We start from the raw sequence: 25,462 nt of genomic DNA on the forward strand, positions 1-25,462 counted from the left end.
AAAAATTTATTAATTTAAATGCTGTTTACTTCCTCTCCCCTTATTCATCAGACTTTAAAATGCTCGATTGATTCAGTCATAGATGTTTCAATAAATTTCCATTCACACCAGAGTGAGGTGAGTGGGAAATACAAACCACAGCGTACGGTTTGTTGCGTATCTAACAACAATGCCTGTGCATAGTTATTCAATTGTTGTTGATGTTGTTGCATGGCGGTTTTTAAAAATTCTTCAGGTTTATTGCCTTGATAGTCGGAGGTTTTATAATCAATAACCCAACGAATACTTGTAACGGGATCGATAAAAGTTCGATCGATGACACAATTTTGTAACTTGTCGTTGAGTAGGGCAGTGATGGCATATTCTGATTGTGCAGCCTGATGTTGCTGGCTCAATATCCAACGTCCACGGGGATCGGCTAAGGTTTTTTCTAAACAGGCATTCAGCTTCGCTAAGGCTTGTGGTATTTGCTCTGCAAGCAATCCGTTTTGTGCCAATAATCCGATTAACATGGCTTGTACAGAGCGTATTTTTTCTTTATTCCATTGCTGAAAACCATCTTGACTGATTTGATACAGTAAACGATGGATTACTGTTCCTAATATCCGCTCGGGATGCAATTGCCAATGATAAGAGTACACTTGAGATTTTATCTCGGAAGATGTCACACATTGATGCGGAATAGATTGCCAATCTGCCGGTAAACGTTTTAATAAACTTTGTGTGCGTATGGCTAGCGTATTTTTTGCTGATGCATGGACTACAATCTGCTCTGGTTGGATATCCATAACTGGCCATAAATGACTTAATAATGAATGTGGAGCAGGGGATTTAAGTTCTCCCGAGGCATCGCGAATTAATGTGCCTAGTAAATGTAAGGATTGCTTGGCACGCGTGCAAGCGACATATAATAAGCGGATTAACTCAGCTGCATTTTTTTGCTTTTCTTCACTAAAAAGATAATCATAAATTAAATCTTGTTCTTCATGACTGGCTTTAATCGGCGCCAATAAAAAATCTTTTTTTTGTTGTGCAAAGATTTTCTCACTCGATAATAATAATGGAGATTGCAGAGGGCGACCACGCCGATGCAAGCCGGGTAAGATGACATGATCATATTCTAAACCTTTGGCTTTATGGATGGTCATGACGTCGACAGGGTGTGCAGAGATGGCAGAAGTGGTTTGAGTATAAATATGACTTAACTCATCTTCTAGTTTAAAAAAATCCAATGCTGCGCCTTCCTGTTTAATTTTATTTTCTAGAAAATTTAAATACGTATGGATATGATCCATTTCCTCCCAGCTTGACAAGGTGGTCGGTCCGCCTAAGGCTAACCAGGTTTGTTTGACCCATAAGGACAAAGAAAGTCGACCTTGTTGTTGCAAACTTTGTTGTAAAATGGGCATGATGCGACGTAAACGTTGTTTAGTGTCTGCTCTGAGTGGAATTTCTTCAAACTGCTGTAGCTGTTGCCAAATACTGAGCGATGTTTTTTTTTCATCATCATCATACCATTGTGTAATTTGGTATAGATCGTTTAACGACAAACCACAATAAGGTGAGCGTAATAAGGCGAGCCAAGCGATCCTATCCCCTAAGTGATGTAGCGCACGGGTTAAGGCTAATAGATCGCGCACCGCTGATTTTTTGGCGAGACTATCAATCTCTACGGCTTGATAAGCAATCGCCGCGCGCTGCAAGGCCGGTAAAATACTGCTTAAATGACTACGTGCACGGACTAAAACTACAATAGAAGCTTGGCTATCTTTACGCTGAATTTTTTGAATAATTTTTATGATCTGCTCGGCTTCTGCGGATTCTGCTAAGACTGCATCATCTGCTTGCTGCCAGTAGCTACAAACGGCAGCGTGACTTTGTTGTGCTTGCGAGTAAGCGCTTGCAGGAGAGAAACAAATAGTGCCGTGTTGTAGGTCCTGAGTGTTTGGCAGTAATTGGCTAAACTGTTGATTCACCCAATCGATAATGCCAGGTGTAGAACGAAAATTAACTGACAAACTTAAAGCTTGCAGTTGCATCGTGCCAATACCGTAATGTTGCACCTGTAAAAATAAACCGACTTCGGCTTTGCGAAATCGATAGATGGATTGCATGGGATCACCGACTAAAAATAAACTTCGACCTTCTTGATTTTGCCAACCGGCGGTTAATTTTTCGATTAAGTTCAATTGTGTATTGGAAGTATCTTGAAATTCATCCACAAGTAGATGTTGGATTTGATAGTCTAAGGCGAGTGCTAAATCACTGGGATTCTCGGTCTGACCTAAGGCAGCGCTAGCTGCGAGTAAGATTTCGGTGTAATCGACTTTTTGTTGTTGTTGGAAAATAATTTTTAAATGGGCAACCAATACCGGTAATAATTCAAAGAGTGACTTGAGAATTTGCCATTGTGACTCGGTATAATGCAAAGGCGGTGCTTGTTTTAAAGCGATTAAGGTTTCTTGTACTAAATCTTGTTGACTTAAATGGTCAATTAACTTCAAACATTGTTTTTTTAGTGTTTGAATCTCTGCCTGTGCCGCTTTATTTTTTATTTCATTGGCAGCAGCAAAACCTTCAGTTTTTCGTAGTTGTTTGCGCCAAGTATTCGATTCAGTTAGCAATAACTGACTCACTGCTTGCCAAAAGTTTAAATCATCATGCTGGACTAAAGGTATTCGCAGGCGCTGCTGTAAGGAAAAATTTAGAACCTGAAAAAGTTCTTTGGCGGTGTCTTGGCTAATTAAACGATTTAATTTTTCGACTAATACTTGATTAATGTTAAATAAAGTGTGTTCTAAATCTTCGCGTAAATGTTGTTGGTGTTGCAGCAAATAGTCCAACCATTGTTCGCGTCGAGCCAACATGGGAATAAATAAATTTTCTACACGTTGAAAATCATTATCTAAATGACTCAACAAATGACTTAATGCGGCTTGCCAGGGCAATGGTTCTTCGAGCTGCTTGAGTAGTTCTTGTATCGCTAAACGATATAAATACTCAGGATGATCAACCGGCATTAATTTTTCACCTAATCCTGCGAGTAAAGGCATTTGTCTGATTAAGGATAGGCAAAAACTATCGATGGTAAGTATACGCAGTCGATTGGGATTGCTTAATAAATTCCAGCCTAAAGCGAGATCCTGTGTTAACACTTTTTTGGCCAAATAATAACGTTCGGTATCTTTGCCAGTAGGCGTTGCAGTGTTTAGCGCGAGTTCTAAGGCCTGCATGAGGCGTAAACGCATTTCGTTAGCGGCTTTACGTGTGAAAGTAATGGCGATAATGGCTTCTGGTACAGCGACGCAGGTTAGCAACACTAGATAACGACGTACTAGTAATTCTGTTTTTCCAGAGCCGGCAGGTGCTTGCACAATAAATGATTGCTTGGGATCGAGTGCTTGCTGGCGTTGTTTGGCATCGGCTAAGTGTTGTGATGGAGACCTCATATTATGCCTGTGTAATTTGTAAGTGATTAACACGACAGAGCAATTGCAGATCGCACTGTCGACAGGTGCTAGGACCGTGTTTCGGATTGACATCAGCAACACCGTGTTGGAATTCTATAGCGAGTTTTTCCAAAGAAGTTTGCCAATGCTTAAGAAGATCCGACCATTGACTTAGGTTCTGTGAGGTTTTTAATTTTTTTAAGGGTATAAGTTGCTGCATAGCAGTTTCTTCTGCGCTTAAGCCCTGAAGCGTAACCTTATTACTGCGTAGATGCATGATGGCAAAGCTGCGTACCGTTTCCGGATAGCTTAAGCAATACAACGGTAATTGTGGATAATCACAGCGTTCTTCTAGCCAATCTATTTTACCGGGTATACCGGTTTTGTAATCAATAATCATGCTGTTTGTTGCGTTAAGGTGATCGATACGATCAATCCTTAGTGTCAGAGATACTTTAGCAAGCGTGAGTTGTCTTTTTGTTTCATGTTGCGTTTGTATAAAAACCGGGCGTTGTTTTTCTAAAGCGACGATATTTTTAAATAAAGTTTGCAAACGACGGCGCTCGATGTCGATAAAATGAGTTTTAAAAACCATCGGCCGTTTTTTACTAAATAAACCTAAGCTATGATCAATAGCGGCATTAATGAGTTGATCCAAAGCACTCGGTGTTTGTGCTAATAAGGTTTTTTGATCCTTTACTTCATTCCAAAATTTTTCTAACACCTGATGTAATAGTATGCCACGATCGCGGGCGTTGAGTCCGTTTTGCGGAAAAGAATGAAACTGCGCTTGCAAACGCCAGCGTGCATAGGCTTGAAATGGGCATGCCGCTTGCGATTGTAAAAGTTGTGTGCCCGCACTAAAACTTTCTTCCGGAGAAAATGCTAGTGTTTCATCCGTATAATATTCCCATTGTTGTAAGTGCATTATTTTTTTTGCTAAAGGTTGATACAAAGGGAGTTTCAGATCGCTTAATTTGATTTCTGGTAAAGTTTTAATTAAGACACTGGGACGTAAAATCTGATCCAAATGCTGTTCCGGATAACTGAAAATAATGTTTTTTGTGCAGCCAATTAAGTTTTTCGTTAGCAAGGAAGCAAAATAATATTCTCGTTCGTTCGAGGCGTAAGGGATTTGGTATATACGCTGCAAAGCATAAGGAATAAATGGATTAGGTTGTGCGGCGGCTGGCCAAGTTCTATCGTCAAGTCCCATTACCCATAAACTATCAAAATACATACCGGCGCTATCCAGTAAACCCAATATTTGGATTGGAGGTTCATGCAAGGTTTTGGTTTGGAATATGGAATTGCTAAGTAATTCATGTAATTGTTGTAATGCTTGCGTTTGCGAAAGGTCACCAAGAATAAAATCTAAACTAGCCAGTTCTGTTAGTAATTCTGACCAGCATTCCAACAATTGAAATTCACTACTGATTAAAGAACGTTCGCCAGGCCATGCTAAAGCGAGAAGCTTACTAGCAAAATATTTTGACCAAAAACTAGGTTTTGCTAAAAAATTAACAGAATATTTTTTTATTAAATGACTTAGGTTGCTAATTAAATTACTTAACAGCGGACAAGCGTGTTGATAGCTTACTTTAAGCAGCTGTTCTAAGCTCAATCTATTTTCCGCAGTATTACGTAAGGTGATATCAAGCTGTGTACGTGATGCTTGTTCTTGTTGCGAACCTCCTAAGTAAGGTGTGAGTAATAACTGATTAATTTGCTGAAATGAATTGATCTCGTCTAAGCTAAGAATAAGCATTGCTGTTTGAATTAAAGGAAATTCTAACAAACCATTACCTGCAGCGATGTTAAAAGGGGGAGGATTCACATTGTTCGGCGCTAATTCGCTGAATACATCAGTAAAGGTGTTGAGTAACTGTGTGCGTTGCTCGACTAGATTTGGAATCACACAGGCGATATTTTTTGCTCCTAGTTGCCAGGATTGATAGGCCCAAAGTGCCATTTGTTGGGATTCAGTTTCTTTGTCTGTTAAACACAGACGGTGTTGTTTTGTTTGTAAATGAACCGGTGCGAAATAATAAAGTTGACAGTGCTGTTCTTCTAAGACGCTGAGTAGTTTTTTATATTGTGGATTTATTTCATTAAAGCCAATTAAAAAAATACGTGAGGGAGGTTTTAAAATTTTCTTGTTGAATAAAAGAATTAAATGATTGAGTGCACTGGATAAATCAACATAAGCATGGTCTTGGCAAAAGCTTACGAAATCAGTGGCCCAGGTTTGCCAGGTTTCAGTTTCATTGCTTTGTTTAAAATGCGTTGTTTGATAATCAAGTTGCGCTTGTTGAAGTAATTGCCAAGCTTGCTGAGCATTTTTGGCGGTATCCGCGTTACCTAAAAAAGAATAAAAAGATTGCTGAATAATGGTTTTCCATATTAGACATTCTTGTAGCTTGTTGAGTAAACGCAAAGGAAAACCCTTTTGTTCGATGAATTGTTTTTCCCAAAGTATTTCTAACCATCGTGTGAAAGTAAAAATTTGTGGTGTGCACCAAACACGTTTTTTTTGCGTTTGTTGATATTGTGCATAAGCTTTATGTAAAAAAGGAATTATGCGTTTATTACCCGTCAATAATAGATCCTCTGGATTTAACTGCTTGAAAAGTTTGTTATAAATTTCCATAGACTACCTATTGACAACGCTAAGTTTAGCTAAGAAAGTACAGGACTTTTGCACAAGTCGGCTTAATTTAATTTATTCTATGTAATCTTAACAGCATTAAATATAATTTTCTGATTGACAGGAGCTAACTATTTGAAAAAAGGAGTTTTTTATCTTTTGTTTAAAGCTTGTACAAATTGTAACGATGACTTATAAATCAAGGTTTTTAGTAGCTTCCCCCAACTCTGTCCACAAAGTTATTCACAGAATCTGTGGGTAAACATGAATTTGTCATCCTAATGCCTAATAATTAAACATTTTTATACACAAGCGACAACTTTTCAAAGACGCGGAATCTATTTGCTAATTTCTATAAGTATTCTATACTCACTGCACATCACGATGCGAGAGCATCGAGCGTGTTTTCATCTCGCGATGGAGATTTTCAAGAGGAGAAGCGCGATTCTCTGTTTGAATGGCTGAACCCGAGCTTAGCTCGAGCCAGTCATATAGGCGGGATACCGCTCACCTGGAGTTTGAAAGATACACATTTTTAAGTAAGAGCGGTATACTCGTGACTTCGGTAGCGAAAGCCAAACGTTGTAAAGGAGTTTTCAGCGTGTTCTTAAGAGGAATGGCCTTAATTTTTGCTATTGTTTTTATTCTTTTAGGCATATTGGGCTTTATTCCACCTATTACACCTAACCATGTGTTGTTCAACTTTTTTACGGTTGGGATTTTATTAAGTATTTTCTATATTCTAATCGGTTTGCTGGCTTTATCCGCTAGCGGATCAATGTTTTATGCGCGTTTGTATTTTAAATTTTTTGGTATAATCTTTGCTGCTATTGCGATTTGGGGTTTCGCCATGAATGGCGATTTGAGGCTAGTACATATCAATATTTCAGATAGTTTCTTTTATCTTCTGACTGCTATTATTGCGTTGTATTTGGGTTTTACCAGTAAACTGCCTCGTTCTTATGCACATTAATGGAACTTTCGAGAAATTAAAATTAAGCCACCGCACGCATTTCTGAACTGATAGCATTGTTTTTCAAATCAGATTCAACAAAACTCTCAGCTTCGAGTAGGTCAATTTCTTGGTAAGCTGTAAATAAATTACCGAGTCTACCCGCCGTTAGGGCAGAATATTGAAGTTTGAGTTCAAATAAGTCCACCCCGGTAACGAAATCTTTTGTATCTAAGACTTTTTCTAAGGCTTGGGCCGCCTCTAGTTTTTGTTCCGTAGAATATCGCCATTTGAAAAAGGAAAATTTAGTCGTATAGGTTATTTTTTTGATTTTTCGATCTTCAAGTTCATTTAAATAACAATGAAATAATTTATCGGTCACAAGTTTTAAATTACTAGGATTTTCGGCAAAATAGTCTTTATTAAAATAAATCAATAATAGCGCTGAACAATTTGATATAATTTTATCTAACAACGCATGGTCTTCGACAGTTTTTATTGGCCAAAGTGCAATTTGTTCAAATATAAAATAAGCTGCTAAGTCCTGTATGGGGATTAAGTTTTCATTATTTATAGAATTAGCGAGAAAATTTAAAGTTTTTTTCAAGGGAAAGGGATATCTAGAACAAGTGGGGCGAAAAATATAGTTATCTTGAGCATCTTGTTCTCTTAACAAATCAATAAGGACTTGGATTCCAAAAGATTCAATATGATCGTCGATAAACTTTAGCAGGGCATTGACAGGTGTTTGATCTTCTAGTTGCGAGGTGACTGACAAGACACTTTTATAGTAATCATAACGGCCACCAAAAAATATCGCATTGGATGCTTGTTTATCGTGAATTTTTTTAAAAACAAACTCTTTTATGGTGTCAATACTAATAGGTCCAGGAGCAATATTATCAGCTAAAAATGTCAACAGCAACTCAACCACTTTAGGCCGATAAGTGGCAGCAATCATTAATGTATTACATTTGTTTGGATCATGAGCAAGAATCAATTTATTAAGAAACTCAGGTGAAAAAATTTTAGGATTTTTTTGAATAAAATTTAGTATATGATCTACGCCATCATATTGATTACGTGCCGCTAACATGAAGGAGTTGTATTCTTGTTCACTTTTTTCTAAGATCAATTTAAACAAATTTTCTTGAGTAAAAAGATCTGGATGTTTTTCAATAAATTCCAATACTAGCTTTAAAGAATGAGATTTGTCCTTGGCTAATAACATAAAAAAAGTTAAACCAAAGTTATTTTTCTCTAAAAATATTTTTTCTAGAGTGAGCGATAATACGCCTTTGGGTAGTTGATGAATAAAATCTATGAGGGGTGTCATGGCTATTGGATGATGACGGGAAAGCATCAAACTATTACAACCCTTTTGATTTTTATTGAATAATATTTCTTCTAGATAGGGATTGAAAATTTTCTGTTTATTTTGAATAAACTGTAAAATAATGGATACCGATTCCGGTTGATATTCTGTTGCTAACATTAAAAAATTGTAATTTAATAAATTTTTTTCTAAAAATAATGTAGTTAGATATTCTTTGCGCAAAAAAACTTTGTGATCATTAAGTAATTTAAGCAAGTTGGGTAAAACGTTAGGATGATAGCGAATAGCCAACATTAAAATAGTAAAACCATTTTCGTCCTTTTCTAAAAACATTTTTCTTAAAATTTCAGGATCAAAACTTTTGATATTTTCAGATATAAATTTTAGAATAGAAACTGCTGTATCGGCTTGATTTTTCAACGCTAGCATCAAAGCATTACAAGTGCCATTGGCCTGTTCGGGAAATAAAACTTTATGTAAAATTTCTCCATCGATGGTCATATTGTCGGTTATGAATGTTAGAACCTTATTGAGCATATCGGGATTATTGCGTACAGTTAAGGTTACCGCCGTATCACTATCTTTTTTTTGTTGCTGTGTAAATAACTTACGCACAGTATCATTTGCAAAACGACCAATATGCGTTGTTAAAAAGCTTAAAATAGTGATTATCGCTTCTGCTTGTTTGTTCGCGGCTATCATTAGTGCATTGCAATGATCGCTATTTTTCATTAAAAGCATTTTTTCAGCTATTTCAGAATTAACAATCGTTTCATGCGTTTTAAGGAAAGCTAAGATATCCTTTACTAAGTCCAGATTATTCAGTGCGCCTAGCATCAAGAGATTAAAACCGTTTTGATTTTTTACTAGAAAGGTGTCAGCTATTTTTTCAATAAGAAAATTTTTACGACGTAAATCTAAACGGATGACTAAATGAAACCCTTCCATGATTTCTTCAGAATATTCTTTACTAATTTTTAATTGACTTGATAAGTAATTAATGAATGGTAAGCCATTTTTAATAAAAACTTTATTTTTACTAATTCTTTTATAATATATGGGGAATCTCGTTTTTAATTCAACGAGTTGCGTTAGTAAATCAGAATAGTCTTCTTTTTCGAACAAGTTAGAAATAACTTCTGTCGGGACCCTAAACTGTTTTTTTTCTAAAAATAAATTTCGATAAGCACTATCAAGTAACGTATTTATTTGAGGGTTTTTCAAATAATTTTGATCGCATAAAGCACGATAAAAAGATTGATACATTTTAGCCCAATTAACATTATCAAAAATAAAAACTAAAGAATTTTTTTCGTTGCAAGATACTGTAAAATAGTTTTTCCAATTATTTTCATCCTCAGGTTTTTCGTTGATATAGTTAGGTAAAAAACGCTTGATCAATTCAGTTATTTTTTGTTGCGTTTGTAAACATATACCGTTTTCATCATTCTTTTCAATCTCTAATTCTGGAATGAAATCAATGAAGACTGCAATTAAAAAGCAAGGTAAGTTAAAAGGAGTAAATTTTTTAGAAAATGCTTGTTGTAATGTGCGTCGAATCGAATTCTTAGATAAAGCACCCGAGTAGGTATCATCAGGAAAATTAGGCTTTATGCCTATACCATCAATGGCTGCAATAACACTCACACCATTCCAGGCATGAACTTCGTCGGTTAATTGGGTAGCGATTTCTTGGACCAATCGATAGCGCACGATATAAAGTAATTCGGCTAAATTTCGCGGTTTATGAAATGAATCAACAATAATGTTTACACGGTTATGAAAACCTTCAGTGCACTCTTTAATCTCTTCGGTTAATTTGTCAATTAAACCATGGCGATGGTCTGCTGAGAGTTTGCCTAGTTCTGTGTCTAAATTCCCTATTAAGCGGTGATAAATAAGTTGTAATTGTTCTAATAATATAATTTTGGCGCGATACTCGGAAGTTTCGCCCAAATGCTTAGCAAAACAGTTGTTTGGTAATTTATTATTTGTGGTACAAACAATTCTTTGTAAATCATCTAACCAATTTTTAGCTAAAGTTGGTAATGTTGAAGTCTCTATAGTTGGGGGCGGTTGGTAAGCAAAAACAAGATTTTTATTAAGGGCAGGGTCCATTTGGTATTCATTTAACATTTAATATCCCTCTCTATTATTAATAAAAATTTATTATTTAAATAGACTTTATTATGTATGACTTGATAGTAAATAAAAATAAGAATATCAGTTCAATTTTGTATTCACAATAGCATTAAGATTAAATATAAAATAATTTAATTTTTTTTTATTAAAATAAAAAGCGAAGGTTAAATAATTTTATATTTATTTTAAGTTGGCCAGGTTTGTTGTGAGTAAGCGCCTTGCCAAAATTGCCATTCACACAAGGTAGCTAATCTAAAAGCGCTTAACATATTTTGTTTGCAATAGATGCTTGCATGTTCTGCAAGTTCATTGACAGTGGCTATGACTAAATCCACGGAGTGGTTAAACTCATCACTCGCATATAAATCTATCCATGCTTGATAAGGGTTATTGGGAATTTTTTTATTATAGGCACGTTGTCCTACTTGTTGATAAACCCAAAAGCAAGGTAATAAACTTGCTACCGCTTCTTCTACAGGCGCTGTACTTGCCATACGTAATAAATAATTGGTATACATAAAACAAAAAGGACTTTGTTTATGGGTTGTAAAGGTTGTAGAAGTATATTTTTTTAGAATAGTATTATGCAGATCACGTTCGGCTTTGAGTGCATTCATGGCAAATTGAATAAATAATTCACTTTGCCGATCATGTGGTAATCGTGTCGCAGTAAGCGCGAGTGCTTTTGAAAAATCTGCAAGATATAAAGCATCTTGATTTAAGTAAAAGGTAAATGTTTCGATAGCTAAAGTACCCTGGGCCAGTTCTTGATTAAAAGGGTGCAGATAAATTTTAGGCATGACATCCGCAACAGAAATTTTAAGTTCATTAAACATGTTGTTTTACCTTATTTAAAAAATAAAAATGATGGACTGGACCTTGACCATGACCTAGTTTTAAATTTTTTGCGGCTAAAATGCATTCAGTCAAATAATGTTTTGCTTGAGTAATGGCGCTAAATAAACTCTCGCCTTGTGCTAAATAAGAAGCGATTGCTGCAGATAATGTACAACCGGTGCCATGTGTATTTTTAGTGTCTATGCGCAAGCTATCAAAACAGTATATTTTTTTTTGCGGATAATCATAAAAAATATCCGGCGAATACGTGGTTTTTAAATGACCACCTTTAAGCAGTATCGAAGTTTTATAACGTGTCGCGAGTAAGGTGGCGGCGTCTTGCATACTGCGATGATCATTAATGTTAAGTTGTAAAATAGCTTCGGCTTCTGGAATATTGGGTGTAATCAATGTCGCTAATGGGAATAAAACATCCACTAATGCTTGTATCGCTTGAGGTTTTAATAAAGTATGACCGGTTTGAGAAATCATGACCGGGTCAAGCACTACAAATGGAGGTTTATATTTTTTTAAATTTATAGCGACTAAATGGATAATCTCTTCATGATAAAGCATACCGAGTTTAACCGCGCCGATGGATAAATCAGTAAAGACAGCATCGATTTGCTGTTGAATAAACACTAATGGAATTTCTTGTATGGCAGTGACAGATAATGTGTTTTGCGCAACTAAGACGGTAATGATGCTGGCAGCATAACTACCCGTGGCTGAAATCGCTTTGATATCTGCTTGTATGCCGGCGCCACCGGAGGGGTCCGTACCTGCAATACTGACGACACTGGTTAATGCTTCGTTATAGATTGACATAAGATGTTCATACAGGAATTTTAGATTTAAGGAAGACTTGTAAATCATTCTTTTGTACTGAATAGAGGCTATCGAGTAGTTGAGAATAAAAGCTGCCAGGACCTGTGGATTTTTTTTCTGCATATTCGCTAACTAATCCCATCCAAGCCATGGCATGAACACAAGCATTGAATCTTTCCGGATTAATTGCTAAAAAACTGGCAATCATAGCGGTTAATGAACATCCCATACCTACCACTTTAGTAAGTAAGGGTGTGCCATAGTTTAAGGTGATTGTTTGTGTGGCACTGACGATAAAATCAATTTGGCCACTGACGACCACGATGCATCGGTGTTGTTCAGCTAAGGTTTGCGCAGATGCAAGGGCATGACTACTGATTTGTGTTGAATCGACACCTTTAGTGGTGATGGAGGTATCTAACAAAGCCATAATTTCTGAAGCATTACCACGGATGACATCGATACCTCTTTGTATAATAGTTAAGGATGCCTGCGTGCGGTACCGGCTGGCACCGGCGCCGACCGGATCGAAGACGATAGGGATATTACGTTTTAAAGCAGCGTGTTGGGCTTGTTTTATGGCAGTCAACCACGTTTCATCAGGAGTACCGATATTAATGACTAAGGCTTGTGCTAATTGAATAATTTCTACTAATTCCTCTTGGGCATGCGCCATAATCGGTGCCGCCCCTAATGCGAGTAAAAAATTAGCTGTAGTCGGCATAACGACTAAATTAGTGATATTGTGGATTAACGGATGGATTTGACGGATTAAATCCACGTCATGGTATAGCGATTCTAAGGTAAATGCATTGATATTAGAGAGGGGGGCGCTTTTAACTGAATAATTTTTTGTTTTCAATGTACTTCTTCCTACGCAGGTCTTAGCCCGATCAGGTTATGAGGGTTGAATGGGAACATTCTCTCAGCCTTTAAAAAAAGCACCCCTGGAGTTGCTACTATTAGACAGGAATTAATGGGTCAGATCAACGACTTTTCTTAGCCAATGCCAGCGAGTAGTGCATAACAATACACTAATACTACATGCAATTGCAGATGCACGCTCACAGCATTTGCTCGCCATGATGGGCAGTTTACTGCTATAGTTTGGGTATGGAAAATCAAACGCTAAAATCGATATGTGAAGCCGCTATTCTTGCCGCCGGTGAACCGGTGAGTATCGAGCGTTTATTAGATTTATTCAGCCCGGAAGAACAGCCGACTAAATCAAATCTTAAGAAAATTCTGTTGGAATTAAGCGAAGATTATCAAGATCGCGGAATTCAGTTAAAGCAACTAGCTAGTGGTTATTGTTTTCAAACGGCTAGTGCACTCAATGCCTGGGTTAAACGACTCTGGCCGGAAAAATCAGCGCGTTATTCACGTGCTTTCTTGGAAACCCTCAGTATTATTGCGTACAAACAACCCGTGACGCGCGGGGACATTGAAGCGATACGCGGTGTGTCAGTAAATCCAAATATTGTTAAAACCTTGTTGGAACAAGAATGGATACAAGTGGTTGGGCAACGTGAAGTCCCTGGACGACCTAATCTTTATGCAACCTCGAGATTATTTCTTGATCATTTTGGTTTAAAAGAATTAGCAGATTTGCCGCCTTTTCCTTTGCCGCAACTGACAGAACCGTTAGAGATTTCTTTGTCTGCTGATAATGAAACGAGTGAAACGAATGATACTGCGCTTGATACCCTACAAAATTAAATTAATAATTTTTAAATGCTTTAATTAGATTGCTGTATAATCCAGTGATAGACTTAAGTTTGAGGGAACGATAGTCGAGGACTGGTGTTTTATCTGAGTAAATGAGGATCGTAGACTAACGTTTAACAATGAAACCAAGTCTATTAGCAAGGTTAAGCAAGTGCTCTATTCTTTTGAAGATAAAACTCCAACGCTATTAGGTAAAGATATTTTTATTGCGGAAAGCGCTGATGTGATTGGCGCCGTGATTATCCATAATCAGGTCATTATTTTACCGCAAGCGGTAGTCCGTGCCGATAATACTGTGATAGAAATTGGCGAAAATACCAATATTCAAGATGCTGCGGTGTTACATACCGATCCAGATATGCCAATGCAAATTGGTAGTTATGTAACAATTGCCCATCATGCCATGGTGCATGCGCGAGCGGTGGGTGATTATTCCGTTATAGCGATTGGCGCAAAAATATTGAATAACGCAGTGATAGGTAAGCATTGTTTGATTGCTGCGAATGCCATGGTATTAGAAAATCAGTATATTCCGGATGGTTCTTTGGTGATGGGGTCTCCTGGTAAAATAAAGCCATTATCTGCCCGTCAAATAGCTGATATGCAATGGTATGCGCAACATTATTCAGAAAAGATTCATCGTTATCAAAAAGGACTTAAACGATTTGATCCGAAAACTTGCGAATAAATTTTAGTATGGTGGGTTTGTGTATAAGTGCTTACCGCAGTGAGTATTAATAATACTGCAATAAAAATTCTCGCTAACATATTGCTCCTGTATCAAACTTTTCATCCTGAAAAGTATCCTTTTAAGTATATCATTAAATCACAATTGGAAAAAAATGTAGCAAGAGAAAAAAAATATCAGCGGGGATTTTTAATTTAGCATAATATGAGAGAATTAACCGGCTTTGTTTCTTATGAATGAAAAAATACAAAAAATATTGGCTAATTTAGGTATCGGTTCACGTCGCGAAATAGAACGTTGGATCCGCGAAGGTCGAATTCGTATAAATCAGCAGCCTGCCAAGCTCGGTGATAGAATTGATTTGACTGCAAAAATTTTTATAGACGGTAAGCCAATTCCGCTCCTACCAACGTCCGATTTTAAACGACGCATATTGATCTATCATAAACCTGAAGGTGAGATTTGTGCACGCTCGGATCCTGAGCGACGGCCGACTGTATTTGAACATTTACCACCGTTACGTGGTCAACGTTGGATAATGATTGGTCGTTTAGATATTAACACCTTAGGTTTATTAATTTTCACCAATGATGGTGAATTAGCGCATCGTCTATCACATCCTTCTTACGAAATTGAACGAGAGTACGCCGTGCGTGTAATAGGTAAAGTTGATGAGAAAATTTTGCAGCGTTTAAGAAAAGGGGTGAAGTTAGAGGATGGCATGGCGGCATTTACGCATATCGAAGAGCGTGGCGGATCGGGTGCCAATCATTGGTATCATGTAGTACTTAAAGAAGGGCGCAATCGAGAAGTTAGACGCTTATGGGAATCGCAAGGTGTTAGTGTTAGTCGTTTGCTGCGCGTGCGCTTTGGTAATGTGAGCTTGCCAGAAGATTTGAGCAGAGGGCAAAGCCGCGAATTAAAAACTGACGAGAGTCAAAAGTTAGCTCGCTTGGTAAGTTTAGATTGAGTTGCGAATTTAAAGGAACAGATCATGCAAAAGGATTGCAACAGGATTCGTTGGTTAAAATACTATTTAATCACACTTATCTGTATCTATACGACTAATGGCTTAGCTGATTCCTTAGCCCCACGATTTTCTGCGAATGCCTATACCGGTGTTTATACAGTAGGGTCAGCGGATTTAATGTTGTCACTCGATGGCAATGAAACCCACAATTTCTATGTGAATCCACAAGCTGCTTATGGTAGTGATCAACAATGGCTGACAGATTTAGGCTTAGGTTATCGTTGGATTAATAACGATGCGGCTATTTTAGGTTGGTATGCGTGCTAGCCGTACACGCGTCAACAATAATAGTGATTTTTGGATAACGACCTGGTGTGGAAATATTAGGAAGGCGTTGGGATACGCATCTAAATGCTTATATCCCAGTTGCTGGGCGTAGTAACGAAGTGAAATCAGCAGATATATATTTCTGCGCAGAAGTTTAGCAAAGAAATTATTTTTTGATTATTGGTAATCGAAGCGAGACAAGACTTTTGTTTGTTAAACTCAGAAACGGATAAATTGAAATTTCCTATTGGATAGTTGTTATAATCTGCATGCCATGTAAAAAAAATCATCAAAAGCTTTCATTTTTGGTCCGATTATTAGAACGCCTTTCTAAATGGGATAATAGATCTTCTAAGTATTTAGTCTAAGGGTAGCCATTTATACTCCTTAAAAATTGATTTATTATTTTGTCATTAAACAACTTACGCCTGAAAGAATGTTAATTCAAATGACCATAATTAGTACTCATTGTTAATGAAGGTGTTGTCATTCAAGTGCTAGAAAAAAGTACAACTTATTTGTATTTGTCTGTTAATTAAGCGTATAATCGCCCAGTCTTTTTACCCTGTTTCATTAAAAGGCTTACAATTTGTGAGTAAACGACCGATTAATCTTAACTTATTGACAATTCGCTTTCCTATCACGGCAATCGTATCCATTTTGCATCGAATCTCTGGTTTTTTCTTATTTTTAATGATCCCAATCTTTTTAGCCATCCTGTCGCTTAGCTTACATAGCCCAGAGGCTTTTTTTACCGTGCATACCTGTTTTGCGCATCCTGTCACTAAATTGCTCATCTTGGGCTTTTTATTTGCGCTTTTTTATCATTTATTAGCCGGTGTTCGTCATTTGTTGATGGATGCGGGCGTTGCAGAAGAATTAAAGTCCGCGCGCTTTAGTGCTAGCTTGGTTATTGTATTGGCGATAGGTATGACCGGTCTGATGGGAATTTATATATGGTAAAAAAATTAACTAATGTAACCAGTCTTAGCGGTAATGGATTACGTGATTGGTTAATCCAGCGTACCACCTCAGTGATTTTGGCAGCCTATATTATTTTTTTATTGGGATTTATTCTTTGTCATCAACCATTAGATTATGTCACCTGGCAGAACTTATTTAGTCATATAGGTATGCGTTTGTTCAGTAGCTTATTTTTATTGAGTTTATTTTGGCATGCCTGGATTGGCCTATGGACGATAGTGACGGATTATATTAAATCAGCGAGTTTACGTTTAATCACTCAACTTATTATTATCATTGCGCTATTCCTCTATTTTGTCTGGGGTTTAGTTATTTTTTGGGGCACAATCTAATGGCCTTGCCTACTTATATATTTGATGCCGTGATTGTGGGTGCGGGTGGCGCAGGAATGCGCGCGGCATTGCAATTAGCGCATTCTGGTCAGAAAGTTGCATTAATTTCTAAAGTATTTCCAACGCGTTCGCACACGGTTTCAGCACAAGGTGGGATTACCTGTGCCTTAGGTAATGCGCATGAAGATGATTGGCGTTGGCACATGTACGATACGGTGAAAGGTTCAGATTATTTAGGTGACCAAGATAGTATTGAGTATATGTGTAAAACCGGTCCTGAAGCCGTGTATGAGTTGGAACATATGGGCTTACCGTTTTCACGGATGGACTCCGGAAAAATCTATCAACGGCCGTTTGGCGGACAATCCAAAAATTTTGGTGGTGATCAAGCAGCGCGAACCTGCGCTGCTGCCGATAGAACCGGCCATGCTTTATTGCATACTTTGTACCAACAAAACATAAAAGCCAAAACACATTTTTTTAATGAATGGTATGCCATTGACTTGGTTAAAACACCACAAGGCCAAGTCGCTGGGCTCACAGCGTTGTGCATCGAAACCGGTGAAGTGGTTTTTTTTCATACACGCGCAACTATTTTAGCAACGGGCGGTGCGGGACGAATTTTTCAATCAACTACCAATGCGATGATTAATACCGGTGATGGTATCGGAATGGTGTTACGTGCGGGTTTTCCAGTACAAGATATGGAAATGTGGCAATTTCATCCGACCGGTATCGCTGGAGCTGGCGTTTTAGTGACAGAAGGTTGTCGTGGCGAAGGTGGATATTTAATTAATAAAAACGGTGAACGCTTTATGGAGCGTTATGCGCCGCATGCAAAAGATTTAGCTTCGCGGGATGTGGTCGCGCGTGCCATGGCATTAGAATTACGTGCTGGAAATGGATTTAATCCAGAAGGGACCGATTACGTAAAATTAAAATTGGATCATCTCGGTGCAGAGATTATTAAAAAACGTTTACCCGGAATTCGTGAATTGGCGTTGACCTTTGCGCATGTGGATCCGATTACCACACCTATTCCTGTTGTTCCAACTTGTCATTATATGATGGGCGGAATACCCACCAATGTCCATGGTCAAGTGATTACGCTGGATATTGAAGGTCAAGATCAAGTCGTTGAAGGTTTATACGCAGCAGGAGAGTGTGCCTGTGTTTCCGTGCATGGTGCGAATCGATTAGGTGGTAACTCTTTGCTGGACTTAATTGTATTTGGTCGTTCTGCTGGATTACATGTCGGCGAATCTTTAATCCAAGATTTACCGTTACTCACTATTAATCAAGATGATTTAGATGCGGCATTAAATCGCTTGAATCGTTGGGATCAATCTAAACAAGGTGAAAGTTTGGTTGAGATTCGACATGCGATGCAAAAAGTGATGCAAACCGATTTCGGGGTTTTTCGTACCGCGAAATATATGGAAGAAGGTTTAGTTAAATTAAAACAATTAAAGGAACGTTTAAATCACGCTGTCTTAACTGATCATAGTCAGGTGTTTAATACCGCGCGTATCGAAGCCTTAGAACTCGATAATCTGATGGAAGTAGCCTATGCTTCAGCGGTATCGGCGTTAACTCGCGAAGAAAGTCGTGGTGCGCATAGTCGCGAAGATTTTCCAAAACGGGATGATAAAGTTTGGTTAAAACATCTACTATATTTTTCTAAAGTAGATACGATAGATTTTAGACCCGTGAATCGGAAACCTTTAACAGTACCACCCATGGAGCTTAAAGAACGAACCTACTAATACATAATCGTCGTCTTTTTTTGATTTCGTTGTTGGATTGCCTTTTTTGTACACTCCGCTACAAAAACCAATCCGCTTAGAAATCAAATAAATACCTGATTCTGTAAGGAGGTTAGCTAGATATCTAGGTGTACATTATTTTTTGTTTGATTTTATTCATTAGGTTAAATTATGCAATTTTCCATTTATCGTTATGATCCCGAGATCGATAAAAAACCTTATATGCAGGATTACACACTGGAGATCGCCTCGGGTAAAGACATGATGTTACTGGAAGCTTTGGAATGTTTGAAGGAACAAGATCAAACTTTAAGCTTTCGCCGTTCTTGCCGTGAAGGAGTTTGTGGATCCGATGGTATGAATATTAATGGTAAAAATGGTTTGGCATGTATTACGCAAGTTTCATCCTTGCGCTCGCCGGTTGTATTAAGACCGCTACCAGGGTTACCCGTGATACGTGATTTGGTGGTGGACATGGAACCCTTTTTTCGTCAATACGAAAAAGCTCAACCCTATCTTATTAACGATAAAGAACCGCCGGCAAAAGAACGCTTACAATCACCCGAAGAACGTGAAAAATTAGATGGGCTTTATGAATGCATCTTGTGTGCTTGTTGTACCAGTGCTTGTCCTTCGTATTGGTGGAATCCTGATAAATTTTTGGGGCCCGCCGCGCTATTGTGGCTTTGTCGCTTTTTGGTAGATAATCGCGACGCTGCTAAAGAACAGCGTTTAGCTGAGTTAAATGATCTCTTTAGTTTATTTCGATGTCGGACCATTATGAATTGTACGACGGTATGTCCTAAAGGACTTAATCCGGCTAAGGCAATAGGCCATATTCGCTCTGAGCTTTTACAAGAAGAAGTGTAATTAAAATATTCTCAATAGGGTAAATTCAACCATTATGACTGAGCAATTAAAATCGGCGCAGGCCTTACAAAAAAATTCCTATCTTTTTAGTGGTAATGGTACCTATTTAGAAACTCTGTATGAACAATATCTACATGACCCGAGTCAGCTAAGTGCTGAATGGCAAACCTATTTTAGCCAACTCAGTGATAAAGAAAATGATGTTTCGCATGCTGATATTCGCTCTTATTTTACTGAATTAGCGCAACGACCCCTCGAGAAAAGAACGGTTCATGAGCCCAGTAATTTACAGGATAAACTACTTAGTTTAATTGATGCTTATCGCCGCTATGGCCATTACCAAGCACACTTAGATCCCTTAGCCTTAGCTGCAAAACGTGAAATAATCGATTTAAGCTTAGAAAATCACGATATTAACGCGCAAGATTTAACGCGTATCGTTAATCTTAATGGTTTACTCGGTTTACAAAGTGTTAGCGCAGAAAGTTTACTGGCTCACCTTAAAAAGATCTATTGCCGCAGTATAGGCTTTGAATATGAACATATTACCGATCATGGGCAACGAACTTGGTTGCAAAAACGTATCGAAGCGGTTGCGGGTAAACCGAGTTTCGCAGCACAAATAAAAAAAACTATTTTAAAAGGTTTAATTCAGGCCGATGGCTTAGAAAAATTTTTGGGTAATAAATTTGTTGCACAAAAACGTTTTTCTTTGGAAGGTGGAGATAGTTTAATCCCTTTACTCGAAGAGTTAATCGCGCATGCAAGTGCCGCTTCGGTACAAGAAATCGTCATTGGTATGGCGCATCGTGGCAGATTAAATGTACTTATTAATATTTTAGGTAAATCGCCAGCAAAACTATTCGAAGAGTTTGCCGGTAAGTTAACCCAAGAAAATCGTTCGGGTGATGTCAAATACCACAAGGGTTTTGCCGCCGATATAAAAACCGATCACGGGGTCATGCATGTCGCTATGGCATTTAACCCTTCACATCTGGAAATTGTTAATCCTGTGGTGGAAGGTTCCGTGCGCTCACGCCAAGAACGTCGCCGAGATAGTGGAAGAAAACAAGTATTACCATTACTGATCCATGGTGATGCCGCTTTTTCCGGTCAAGGAATTGTGATGGAAAATTTTGAATTATCGCAAACTGAAGCTTATGGTACCGGTGGGACTTTACATATTGTCCTGAATAATCAACTCGGTTTTACCACCGATCCACAAAATGCACGTTCGAGTTGGTATTGTACCGATCCCGCTAAAATTGTTGATGCACCGATTTTTCATGTTAATGGTGACGACCCCGAAGCTGTATTATTTACCTTACAACTTGCGTTTGATTTTCGACAAACCTTTAAAAAAGATGTTGTCATTGATTTAGTTTGTTATCGTCGTCACGGACATAATGAAGCCGATGAACCCGCAGCGACCCAACCATTAATCTACCAAACCATTAAAAAATTACCCACCGCAAAACAACAGTATGCCGATGTCTTAATTAATCAAGGAGTGGTCAGTGCAGAAGAAGTTCAACAATGGTCCGATGAATATAGAAATCGCTTAGATAATGGTCAACCTGTTGTGCATCGACTTACTAGCGATTACGAAAATCCTTATCGTATTGATTGGCGTCCTTATCGCTATCAAGATTGGCGTACACCCGTTGATACGGCCGTTGATTTATCCGTATTGAAAAAATTGGCTACGCAATTAGAAACTTTACCACCAGGTTTTGTATTGCAAGCGCAAGTTGCCAAAATTATGGAAGATCGTCGCAAAATGACGGCTGGCCAGTTGCCGTTAAATTGGGGCTATGCCGAAACCATGGCTTACGCTACTTTATTGCAAGAGAACTATGAAATACGTTTATCCGGTCAAGACAGTGAACGCGGCACTTTTTTCCATCGTCATGCTGTGCTCCATGATTTTAATACCAATCAAACCATAACACCTCTAACCCAGTTGGCTAAAAATCCAAATGCATTTACTGTGATTGATTCGATACTCTCAGAAGCGGCGGTTATGGGCTTTGAATATGGTTATGCAATTTCGAATCCAAACAGTTTAGTGATTTGGGAAGCGCAATACGGTGATTTTGTTAACGGTGCACAGGTTGTTATTGATCAATTTTTAAGTTCTTCAGAACAAAAATGGGGTAGACTATGCGGTTTAGTTTTATTCTTACCTCATGGTTACGAGGGTTCCGGTCCAGAACATACCTCAGCGCGTTTAGAACGTTTCTTACAGCTTTGCGCCCAAGATAATATGCAAGTGTGTGTACCCAGTACACCAGCACAGATTTTTCATTGCTTGCGACGACAAATGTTACGACTGTATCGAAAACCTTTAATTTTAATGACACCGAAAAGTTTATTACGCCATAAATTAGCCGTATCAACTTTGCAAGAATTAGCGAGCGGTATGTGGCAATCCATAATTTCGGATAGTGAAGTTGACGTTAAAGAAGTAAAGCGTGTCGTTTTATGTAGTGGTAAGGTTTATTATGATTTACTCGAACAACGGCGTACGCAAAAACGTGAAGATATTGCACTGATACGCATCGAACAATTATATCCTTTTCCAGATACCGAGTTGCGTGCTGTACTAAATTCTTATTCCCAAGTAAAAGATATTGTATGGTGCCAAGAGGAATCTAAAAATCAAGGTGCTTGGTATTGTATCCAACATGAACTTGTTGCGTGCCTAGCAAAAATCCAAACGCTACGGTATGTGGGTAGGCCCGCATCTGCCGCTCCTGCGGTGGGTTCACCTTTGGTGCATACAGAAGAACAACAAACTTTGGTTAAAGAAGCTTTAACCTAAGGTAAATTATTATGGTACTCACAGTAATTGGATTTTTTGGCCAGGCGCCGTGAAAACGAGGCAACCGGAGTGTATTATACATGAGGATTGCGAGTTGAGCGGCAACACAGCAAAAATTCAAGTGCGAAGAGTACATTTATAGAGGTATCCAGAATGAGTATAGAAGTAAAAGTTCCAATGTTACCTGAATCGGTTGCTGATGCCACCATTCTCAAGTGGTATAAAAAACCAGGTGAAAAGGTTATGCGGGATGAGAATTTAGTCGATCTGGAAACCGATAAAGTTGTTATAGAAGTACCGGCACCCGCCGACGGTATGATGGGAAAAATTGAAAAAGAAAAGGGAACGCTAGTTAAAGCGGGTGAAATTTTAGCGCATCTAGACATTGACAAGGAAGCTAGTATGAAAACAGAAAAAACCTCTGCACCTCTATCAGCACCAGCACCCGTCGCAGAAAAAACTATATCCGTTGATAGCGGTGCTAATTTGGCAGGTCCTGCTTCTAGACGTAAACGGAGTATTCAGGAACCAGAAAGTTATTCTGCTAAGAAAGAATCCGGTTCTGAAATGCAAACTTCAGCAAGCAATGCTAACACGCCTTCCGCAGCGTATGCTATGTCAAGTCTTCAAAATCAAAGCACGGAACGCGTGGAAAAACGTGTACCTATGACACGTTTACGCGCGCGTATTGCCGAGCGACTGGTGGCAGCACAGCATAATGCGGCTATTTTAACTACTTTTAATGAAATTAACTTACAAAAAGTGATGGAGTTGCGCAGTCTCTATAAAGATAGTTTTGAAAAGAGGCATGGGTCACGTTTAGGTTTTATGTCTTTTTTTACCAAGGCAGTTATCGAAGCCTTGAAGCGTTTTCCAGCGGTGAATGCGTCCATTGATGGTAATGATGTGGTTTATCATAATTATTTTGATATCGGTATTGCCGTTTCAACGGATAGGGGTCTAGTGGTTCCTATTCTGCGCGATGCGGATCGTTTATCATTTGCAGATATAGAAAAAACCATTGCCAATTATGGCCGTAAAGCCAAAGAAAATCAGATTGCTATTGAAGACATGACCGGCGGTACTTTCACTATTACCAATGGTGGAGTTTTTGGGTCGCTTTTAGCTACTCCAATTATTAATCCACCACAAAGCGCGATACTCGGAATGAACAAAATAGAGGAACGACCGGTGGCAGAAAATGGCCAAGTGGTTATTCGACCGATGATGTATGTTGCTTTATCTTATGATCATCGTATTATTGACGGCAAGGAATCAGTTAGCTTTTTAAAAACCATTAAAGAGTTACTTGAAGATCCATCCCGTTTGTTAATTGATGTATAAGCGCTATCTCATAGCACAAAGCATAGTTTAATGGCGAGCAATCCGTTATCATTATTTTTAAAAAGTATGCTCACAGCAATGGGATTTTTGATAAGTGCCGTAACCCTGCAGCAATTTACGTGTATACAATATAGGCATGAAAATTGCGGATAAAGCGGTAACGTAGACAAAAATGCTAATGCGAACAGCTAATAATTAGGAGAAAAAGAAATCCATGAATCTACATGAATACCAAGGTAAAGAACTATTTAGCGAATATGGTTTACCCGTACCTTTAGGTAAACCCGTTAGCACAGTAGAAGAGGCCTTGGCCGCTGCCGAAGCCTTAGGTGGAAATGCATGGATGGTCAAAGCACAAGTGCATGCAGGCGGAAGAGGTAAGGCAGGCGGAGTTAAATATGTGACCAGTAAAGAGGCGGTAGCGGCGGAAACTAAACGCCTACTCGGTCGACGTTTAGTGACTTTTCAAACCGATGAGCATGGTCAACCAGTTAATCAAATATTGATTGCTCAACCTTGTGATATTAAACGCGAGTTATATTTAGGTGCAGTATTAGATCGCAGTACGCGTCGTGTTGTTATCATGGCGAGTACCGAAGGGGGTGTTGAAATTGAAAAGGTCGCAGAAGAAACACCCGAAAAAATATTAAAAATTACCATCGATCCTTTGCTCGGGGTGATGCCATATCAGGCACGTGATATTGGTTTTAAACTGCAATTAACCGCTAATCAATTAAAAGAATTTACGCAGATTTTATTAGGTCTGGGTAAGATGTTCGTCGAGCGCGATCTGAGTTTAGTAGAAATTAATCCTTTGATTATCGATCAAAATGATCATGTGATTTGTTTAGATGCCAAAGTAGTGGTCGATGATAATGCTTTATTTAGACAAGCCCAATTGCGCACGATGCGCGATCCTTCGCAAGAAGATGAACGTGAAAACCGAGCTCACGATTGGGAATTGAATTATATTGCTTTAGACGGTGACATTGGCTGTATGGTGAATGGTGCAGGCTTAGCCATGGCGACCATGGATTTAATCAAGTTACACGGTGGAAATCCTGCTAATTTCTTAGATGTGGGTGGTGGCGCCACACAAGAAAGAGTTACGGAAGCATTTAAGATCATATTATCTGATGAAAAAGTTAAAGGTATCTTAGTCAACATTTTTGGCGGTATCGTCCGTTGCGATATGATCGCAGATGGAATTATTGGTGCCGTCAAGGATGTTGGGGTTAAAATTCCAGTGGTGGTGCGTTTAGAAGGTAATAATGCCGATCTAGGCGCAAAAAAATTATCTGAAAGTGGTTTAAATATCATTGCTGCGAATAGTTTAACTGGAGCTGCGGAACAAATAGTTGCTGCTGTTAAATCTCCAATGACTGCATAATACGCTTCGCACCTGAGTTTTTGGCTGCAAAATAAAACATTTTTATAA

19 protein-coding genes and 1 riboswitch are annotated in these 25,462 nt (G+C 38.4%); of the genes, 13 read left to right on the forward strand and 6 right to left on the reverse strand.

Features of this window, described 5'->3' with window-relative positions; all coding sequences use genetic code 11:
• Positions 1–47: 47 nt before the first annotated feature.
• Positions 48–3,449: a UvrD-helicase domain-containing protein gene (locus tag AACL18_RS03215; protein WP_339051373.1), complete on the reverse strand. Its 3,402-nt coding sequence runs from the start codon at positions 3,447–3,449 to the stop codon at positions 48–50.
• Between the two features lies 1 nt (position 3,450).
• Positions 3,451–6,099, reverse strand: a complete 2,649-nt coding sequence (locus AACL18_RS03220) for a PD-(D/E)XK nuclease family protein (RefSeq protein ID WP_339051375.1) — start codon at positions 6,097–6,099, stop codon at positions 3,451–3,453.
• A gap of 398 nt (positions 6,100–6,497) precedes the next feature.
• Here AACL18_RS03220 and AACL18_RS03225 point away from each other — a divergent pair, with 398 nt between their 5' ends.
• Together AACL18_RS03225 and AACL18_RS03230 are read left to right on the forward strand one after the other, a co-directional pair.
• Entirely contained in the window at positions 6,498–6,635 is a 138-nt protein-coding gene (locus tag AACL18_RS03225; RefSeq protein ID WP_339051376.1) for a hypothetical protein, read from the forward strand.
• Between the two features lie 17 nt (positions 6,636–6,652).
• Positions 6,653–7,069, forward strand: coding sequence for a DUF4383 domain-containing protein (locus AACL18_RS03230; RefSeq protein ID WP_339051377.1), 417 nt, complete (start codon positions 6,653–6,655; stop codon positions 7,067–7,069).
• Positions 7,070–7,091: 22 nt separating this feature from the next.
• Here the strand turns inward: AACL18_RS03230 and AACL18_RS03235 are convergent, their stop codons facing one another.
• The 4 genes from AACL18_RS03235 to thiM all read right to left on the reverse strand — a co-directional run bounded on the left by AACL18_RS03235 (position 7,092) and on the right by thiM (position 13,053).
• Positions 7,092–10,520, reverse strand: coding sequence for a hypothetical protein (locus AACL18_RS03235; RefSeq protein WP_339051378.1), 3,429 nt, complete (start codon positions 10,518–10,520; stop codon positions 7,092–7,094).
• A gap of 191 nt (positions 10,521–10,711) precedes the next feature.
• Positions 10,712–11,362, reverse strand: a complete 651-nt coding sequence (locus tag AACL18_RS03240) for a TenA family protein (protein WP_339051379.1) — start codon at positions 11,360–11,362, stop codon at positions 10,712–10,714.
• On the reverse strand, positions 11,355–12,191 hold the full coding sequence (gene thiD, locus AACL18_RS03245) for a bifunctional hydroxymethylpyrimidine kinase/phosphomethylpyrimidine kinase (RefSeq protein ID WP_339051380.1): 837 nt from the start codon (positions 12,189–12,191) through the stop codon (positions 11,355–11,357). The genes AACL18_RS03240 and thiD overlap by 8 nt, the downstream gene beginning before the upstream one ends.
• A gap of 7 nt (positions 12,192–12,198) precedes the next feature.
• Positions 12,199–13,053 (reverse strand): hydroxyethylthiazole kinase, encoded by an 855-nt coding sequence (thiM, locus tag AACL18_RS03250; RefSeq protein WP_339051381.1) that lies wholly within the window; start codon positions 13,051–13,053, stop codon positions 12,199–12,201.
• Positions 13,045–13,150, reverse strand: a riboswitch (TPP riboswitch). Its footprint overlaps the gene before it by 9 nt.
• Positions 13,151–13,304: 154 nt before the next feature.
• On the opposite strand from thiM, the gene scpB reads away from it, so the two are divergent.
• The 11 genes from scpB to sucC all read left to right on the forward strand — a co-directional run bounded on the left by scpB (position 13,305) and on the right by sucC (position 25,414).
• Complete coding sequence (gene scpB / locus AACL18_RS03255) at positions 13,305–13,910, forward strand: SMC-Scp complex subunit ScpB (RefSeq protein ID WP_339051382.1); 606 nt, start codon at positions 13,305–13,307, stop codon at positions 13,908–13,910.
• 160 nt (positions 13,911–14,070) lie between these two features.
• Positions 14,071–14,607: a gamma carbonic anhydrase family protein gene (locus AACL18_RS03260; protein WP_339051384.1), complete on the forward strand. Its 537-nt coding sequence runs from the start codon at positions 14,071–14,073 to the stop codon at positions 14,605–14,607.
• 232 nt (positions 14,608–14,839) lie between these two features.
• A complete protein-coding gene (gene rluB, locus AACL18_RS03265; protein ID WP_339051386.1) occupies positions 14,840–15,577 on the forward strand; it encodes a 23S rRNA pseudouridine(2605) synthase RluB in 738 nt (245 codons plus the stop codon).
• A 24-nt stretch (positions 15,578–15,601) separates the two neighbouring features.
• Entirely contained in the window at positions 15,602–15,904 is a 303-nt protein-coding gene (locus AACL18_RS03270) for a hypothetical protein (RefSeq protein ID WP_339051387.1), read from the forward strand.
• A gap of 591 nt (positions 15,905–16,495) precedes the next feature.
• Entirely contained in the window at positions 16,496–16,867 is a 372-nt protein-coding gene (gene sdhC / locus AACL18_RS03275) for a succinate dehydrogenase, cytochrome b556 subunit (protein WP_339051389.1), read from the forward strand.
• Positions 16,861–17,220 (forward strand): succinate dehydrogenase, hydrophobic membrane anchor protein, encoded by a 360-nt coding sequence (gene sdhD, locus AACL18_RS03280; RefSeq protein ID WP_339051391.1) that lies wholly within the window; start codon positions 16,861–16,863, stop codon positions 17,218–17,220. Before sdhC ends, sdhD begins: the two co-directional genes overlap by 7 nt.
• Positions 17,220–18,986 (forward strand): succinate dehydrogenase flavoprotein subunit, encoded by a 1,767-nt coding sequence (gene sdhA, locus AACL18_RS03285; RefSeq protein ID WP_339051393.1) that lies wholly within the window; start codon positions 17,220–17,222, stop codon positions 18,984–18,986. The genes sdhD and sdhA overlap by 1 nt, the downstream gene beginning before the upstream one ends.
• Before the next feature lie 171 nt (positions 18,987–19,157).
• On the forward strand, positions 19,158–19,856 hold the full coding sequence (locus AACL18_RS03290) for a succinate dehydrogenase iron-sulfur subunit (protein WP_422395897.1): 699 nt from the start codon (positions 19,158–19,160) through the stop codon (positions 19,854–19,856).
• Positions 19,857–19,890: 34 nt separating this feature from the next.
• Positions 19,891–22,680 carry a 2-oxoglutarate dehydrogenase E1 component gene (locus tag AACL18_RS03295; protein WP_339051394.1) on the forward strand — a complete coding sequence of 930 codons (2,790 nt, stop codon included), beginning with the start codon at positions 19,891–19,893 and terminating at the stop codon, positions 22,678–22,680.
• Positions 22,681–22,833: 153 nt separating this feature from the next.
• A complete protein-coding gene (gene odhB / locus AACL18_RS03300; RefSeq protein ID WP_339051396.1) occupies positions 22,834–24,024 on the forward strand; it encodes a 2-oxoglutarate dehydrogenase complex dihydrolipoyllysine-residue succinyltransferase in 1,191 nt (396 codons plus the stop codon).
• A 214-nt stretch (positions 24,025–24,238) separates the two neighbouring features.
• Positions 24,239–25,414, forward strand: a complete 1,176-nt coding sequence (gene sucC, locus AACL18_RS03305; protein ID WP_339051397.1) for an ADP-forming succinate--CoA ligase subunit beta — start codon at positions 24,239–24,241, stop codon at positions 25,412–25,414.
• Positions 25,415–25,462 lie beyond the last annotated feature (48 nt).

The sequence above is a fragment of the Rickettsiella endosymbiont of Xylota segnis genome, assembly GCF_964019545.1.
Lineage (GTDB): Bacteria > Pseudomonadota > Gammaproteobacteria > Diplorickettsiales > Diplorickettsiaceae > Aquirickettsiella.

Coding starts and splice junctions, on each gene's coding strand:
- AACL18_RS03215 (WP_339051373.1), bottom strand. CDS start 3,449: ATGAGGTCTCCATCACAACACTTAGCCGATGCCAAACAACGCCAGCAA.
- AACL18_RS03220 (WP_339051375.1), bottom strand. CDS start 6,099: ATGGAAATTTATAACAAACTTTTCAAGCAGTTAAATCCAGAGGATCTA.
- AACL18_RS03235 (WP_339051378.1), bottom strand. CDS start 10,520: ATGTTAAATGAATACCAAATGGACCCTGCCCTTAATAAAAATCTTGTT.
- AACL18_RS03240 (WP_339051379.1), bottom strand. CDS start 11,362: ATGTTTAATGAACTTAAAATTTCTGTTGCGGATGTCATGCCTAAAATT.
- thiD (WP_339051380.1), bottom strand. CDS start 12,191: ATGTCAATCTATAACGAAGCATTAACCAGTGTCGTCAGTATTGCAGGT.
- scpB (WP_339051382.1), top strand. CDS start 13,305: ATGGAAAATCAAACGCTAAAATCGATATGTGAAGCCGCTATTCTTGCC.
- rluB (WP_339051386.1), top strand. CDS start 14,840: ATGAATGAAAAAATACAAAAAATATTGGCTAATTTAGGTATCGGTTCA.
- AACL18_RS03270 (WP_339051387.1), top strand. CDS start 15,602: ATGCAAAAGGATTGCAACAGGATTCGTTGGTTAAAATACTATTTAATC.
- sdhD (WP_339051391.1), top strand. CDS start 16,861: ATGGTAAAAAAATTAACTAATGTAACCAGTCTTAGCGGTAATGGATTA.
- sdhA (WP_339051393.1), top strand. CDS start 17,220: ATGGCCTTGCCTACTTATATATTTGATGCCGTGATTGTGGGTGCGGGT.
- AACL18_RS03290 (WP_422395897.1), top strand. CDS start 19,158: ATGCAATTTTCCATTTATCGTTATGATCCCGAGATCGATAAAAAACCT.
- AACL18_RS03295 (WP_339051394.1), top strand. CDS start 19,891: ATGACTGAGCAATTAAAATCGGCGCAGGCCTTACAAAAAAATTCCTAT.
- odhB (WP_339051396.1), top strand. CDS start 22,834: ATGAGTATAGAAGTAAAAGTTCCAATGTTACCTGAATCGGTTGCTGAT.
- sucC (WP_339051397.1), top strand. CDS start 24,239: ATGAATCTACATGAATACCAAGGTAAAGAACTATTTAGCGAATATGGT.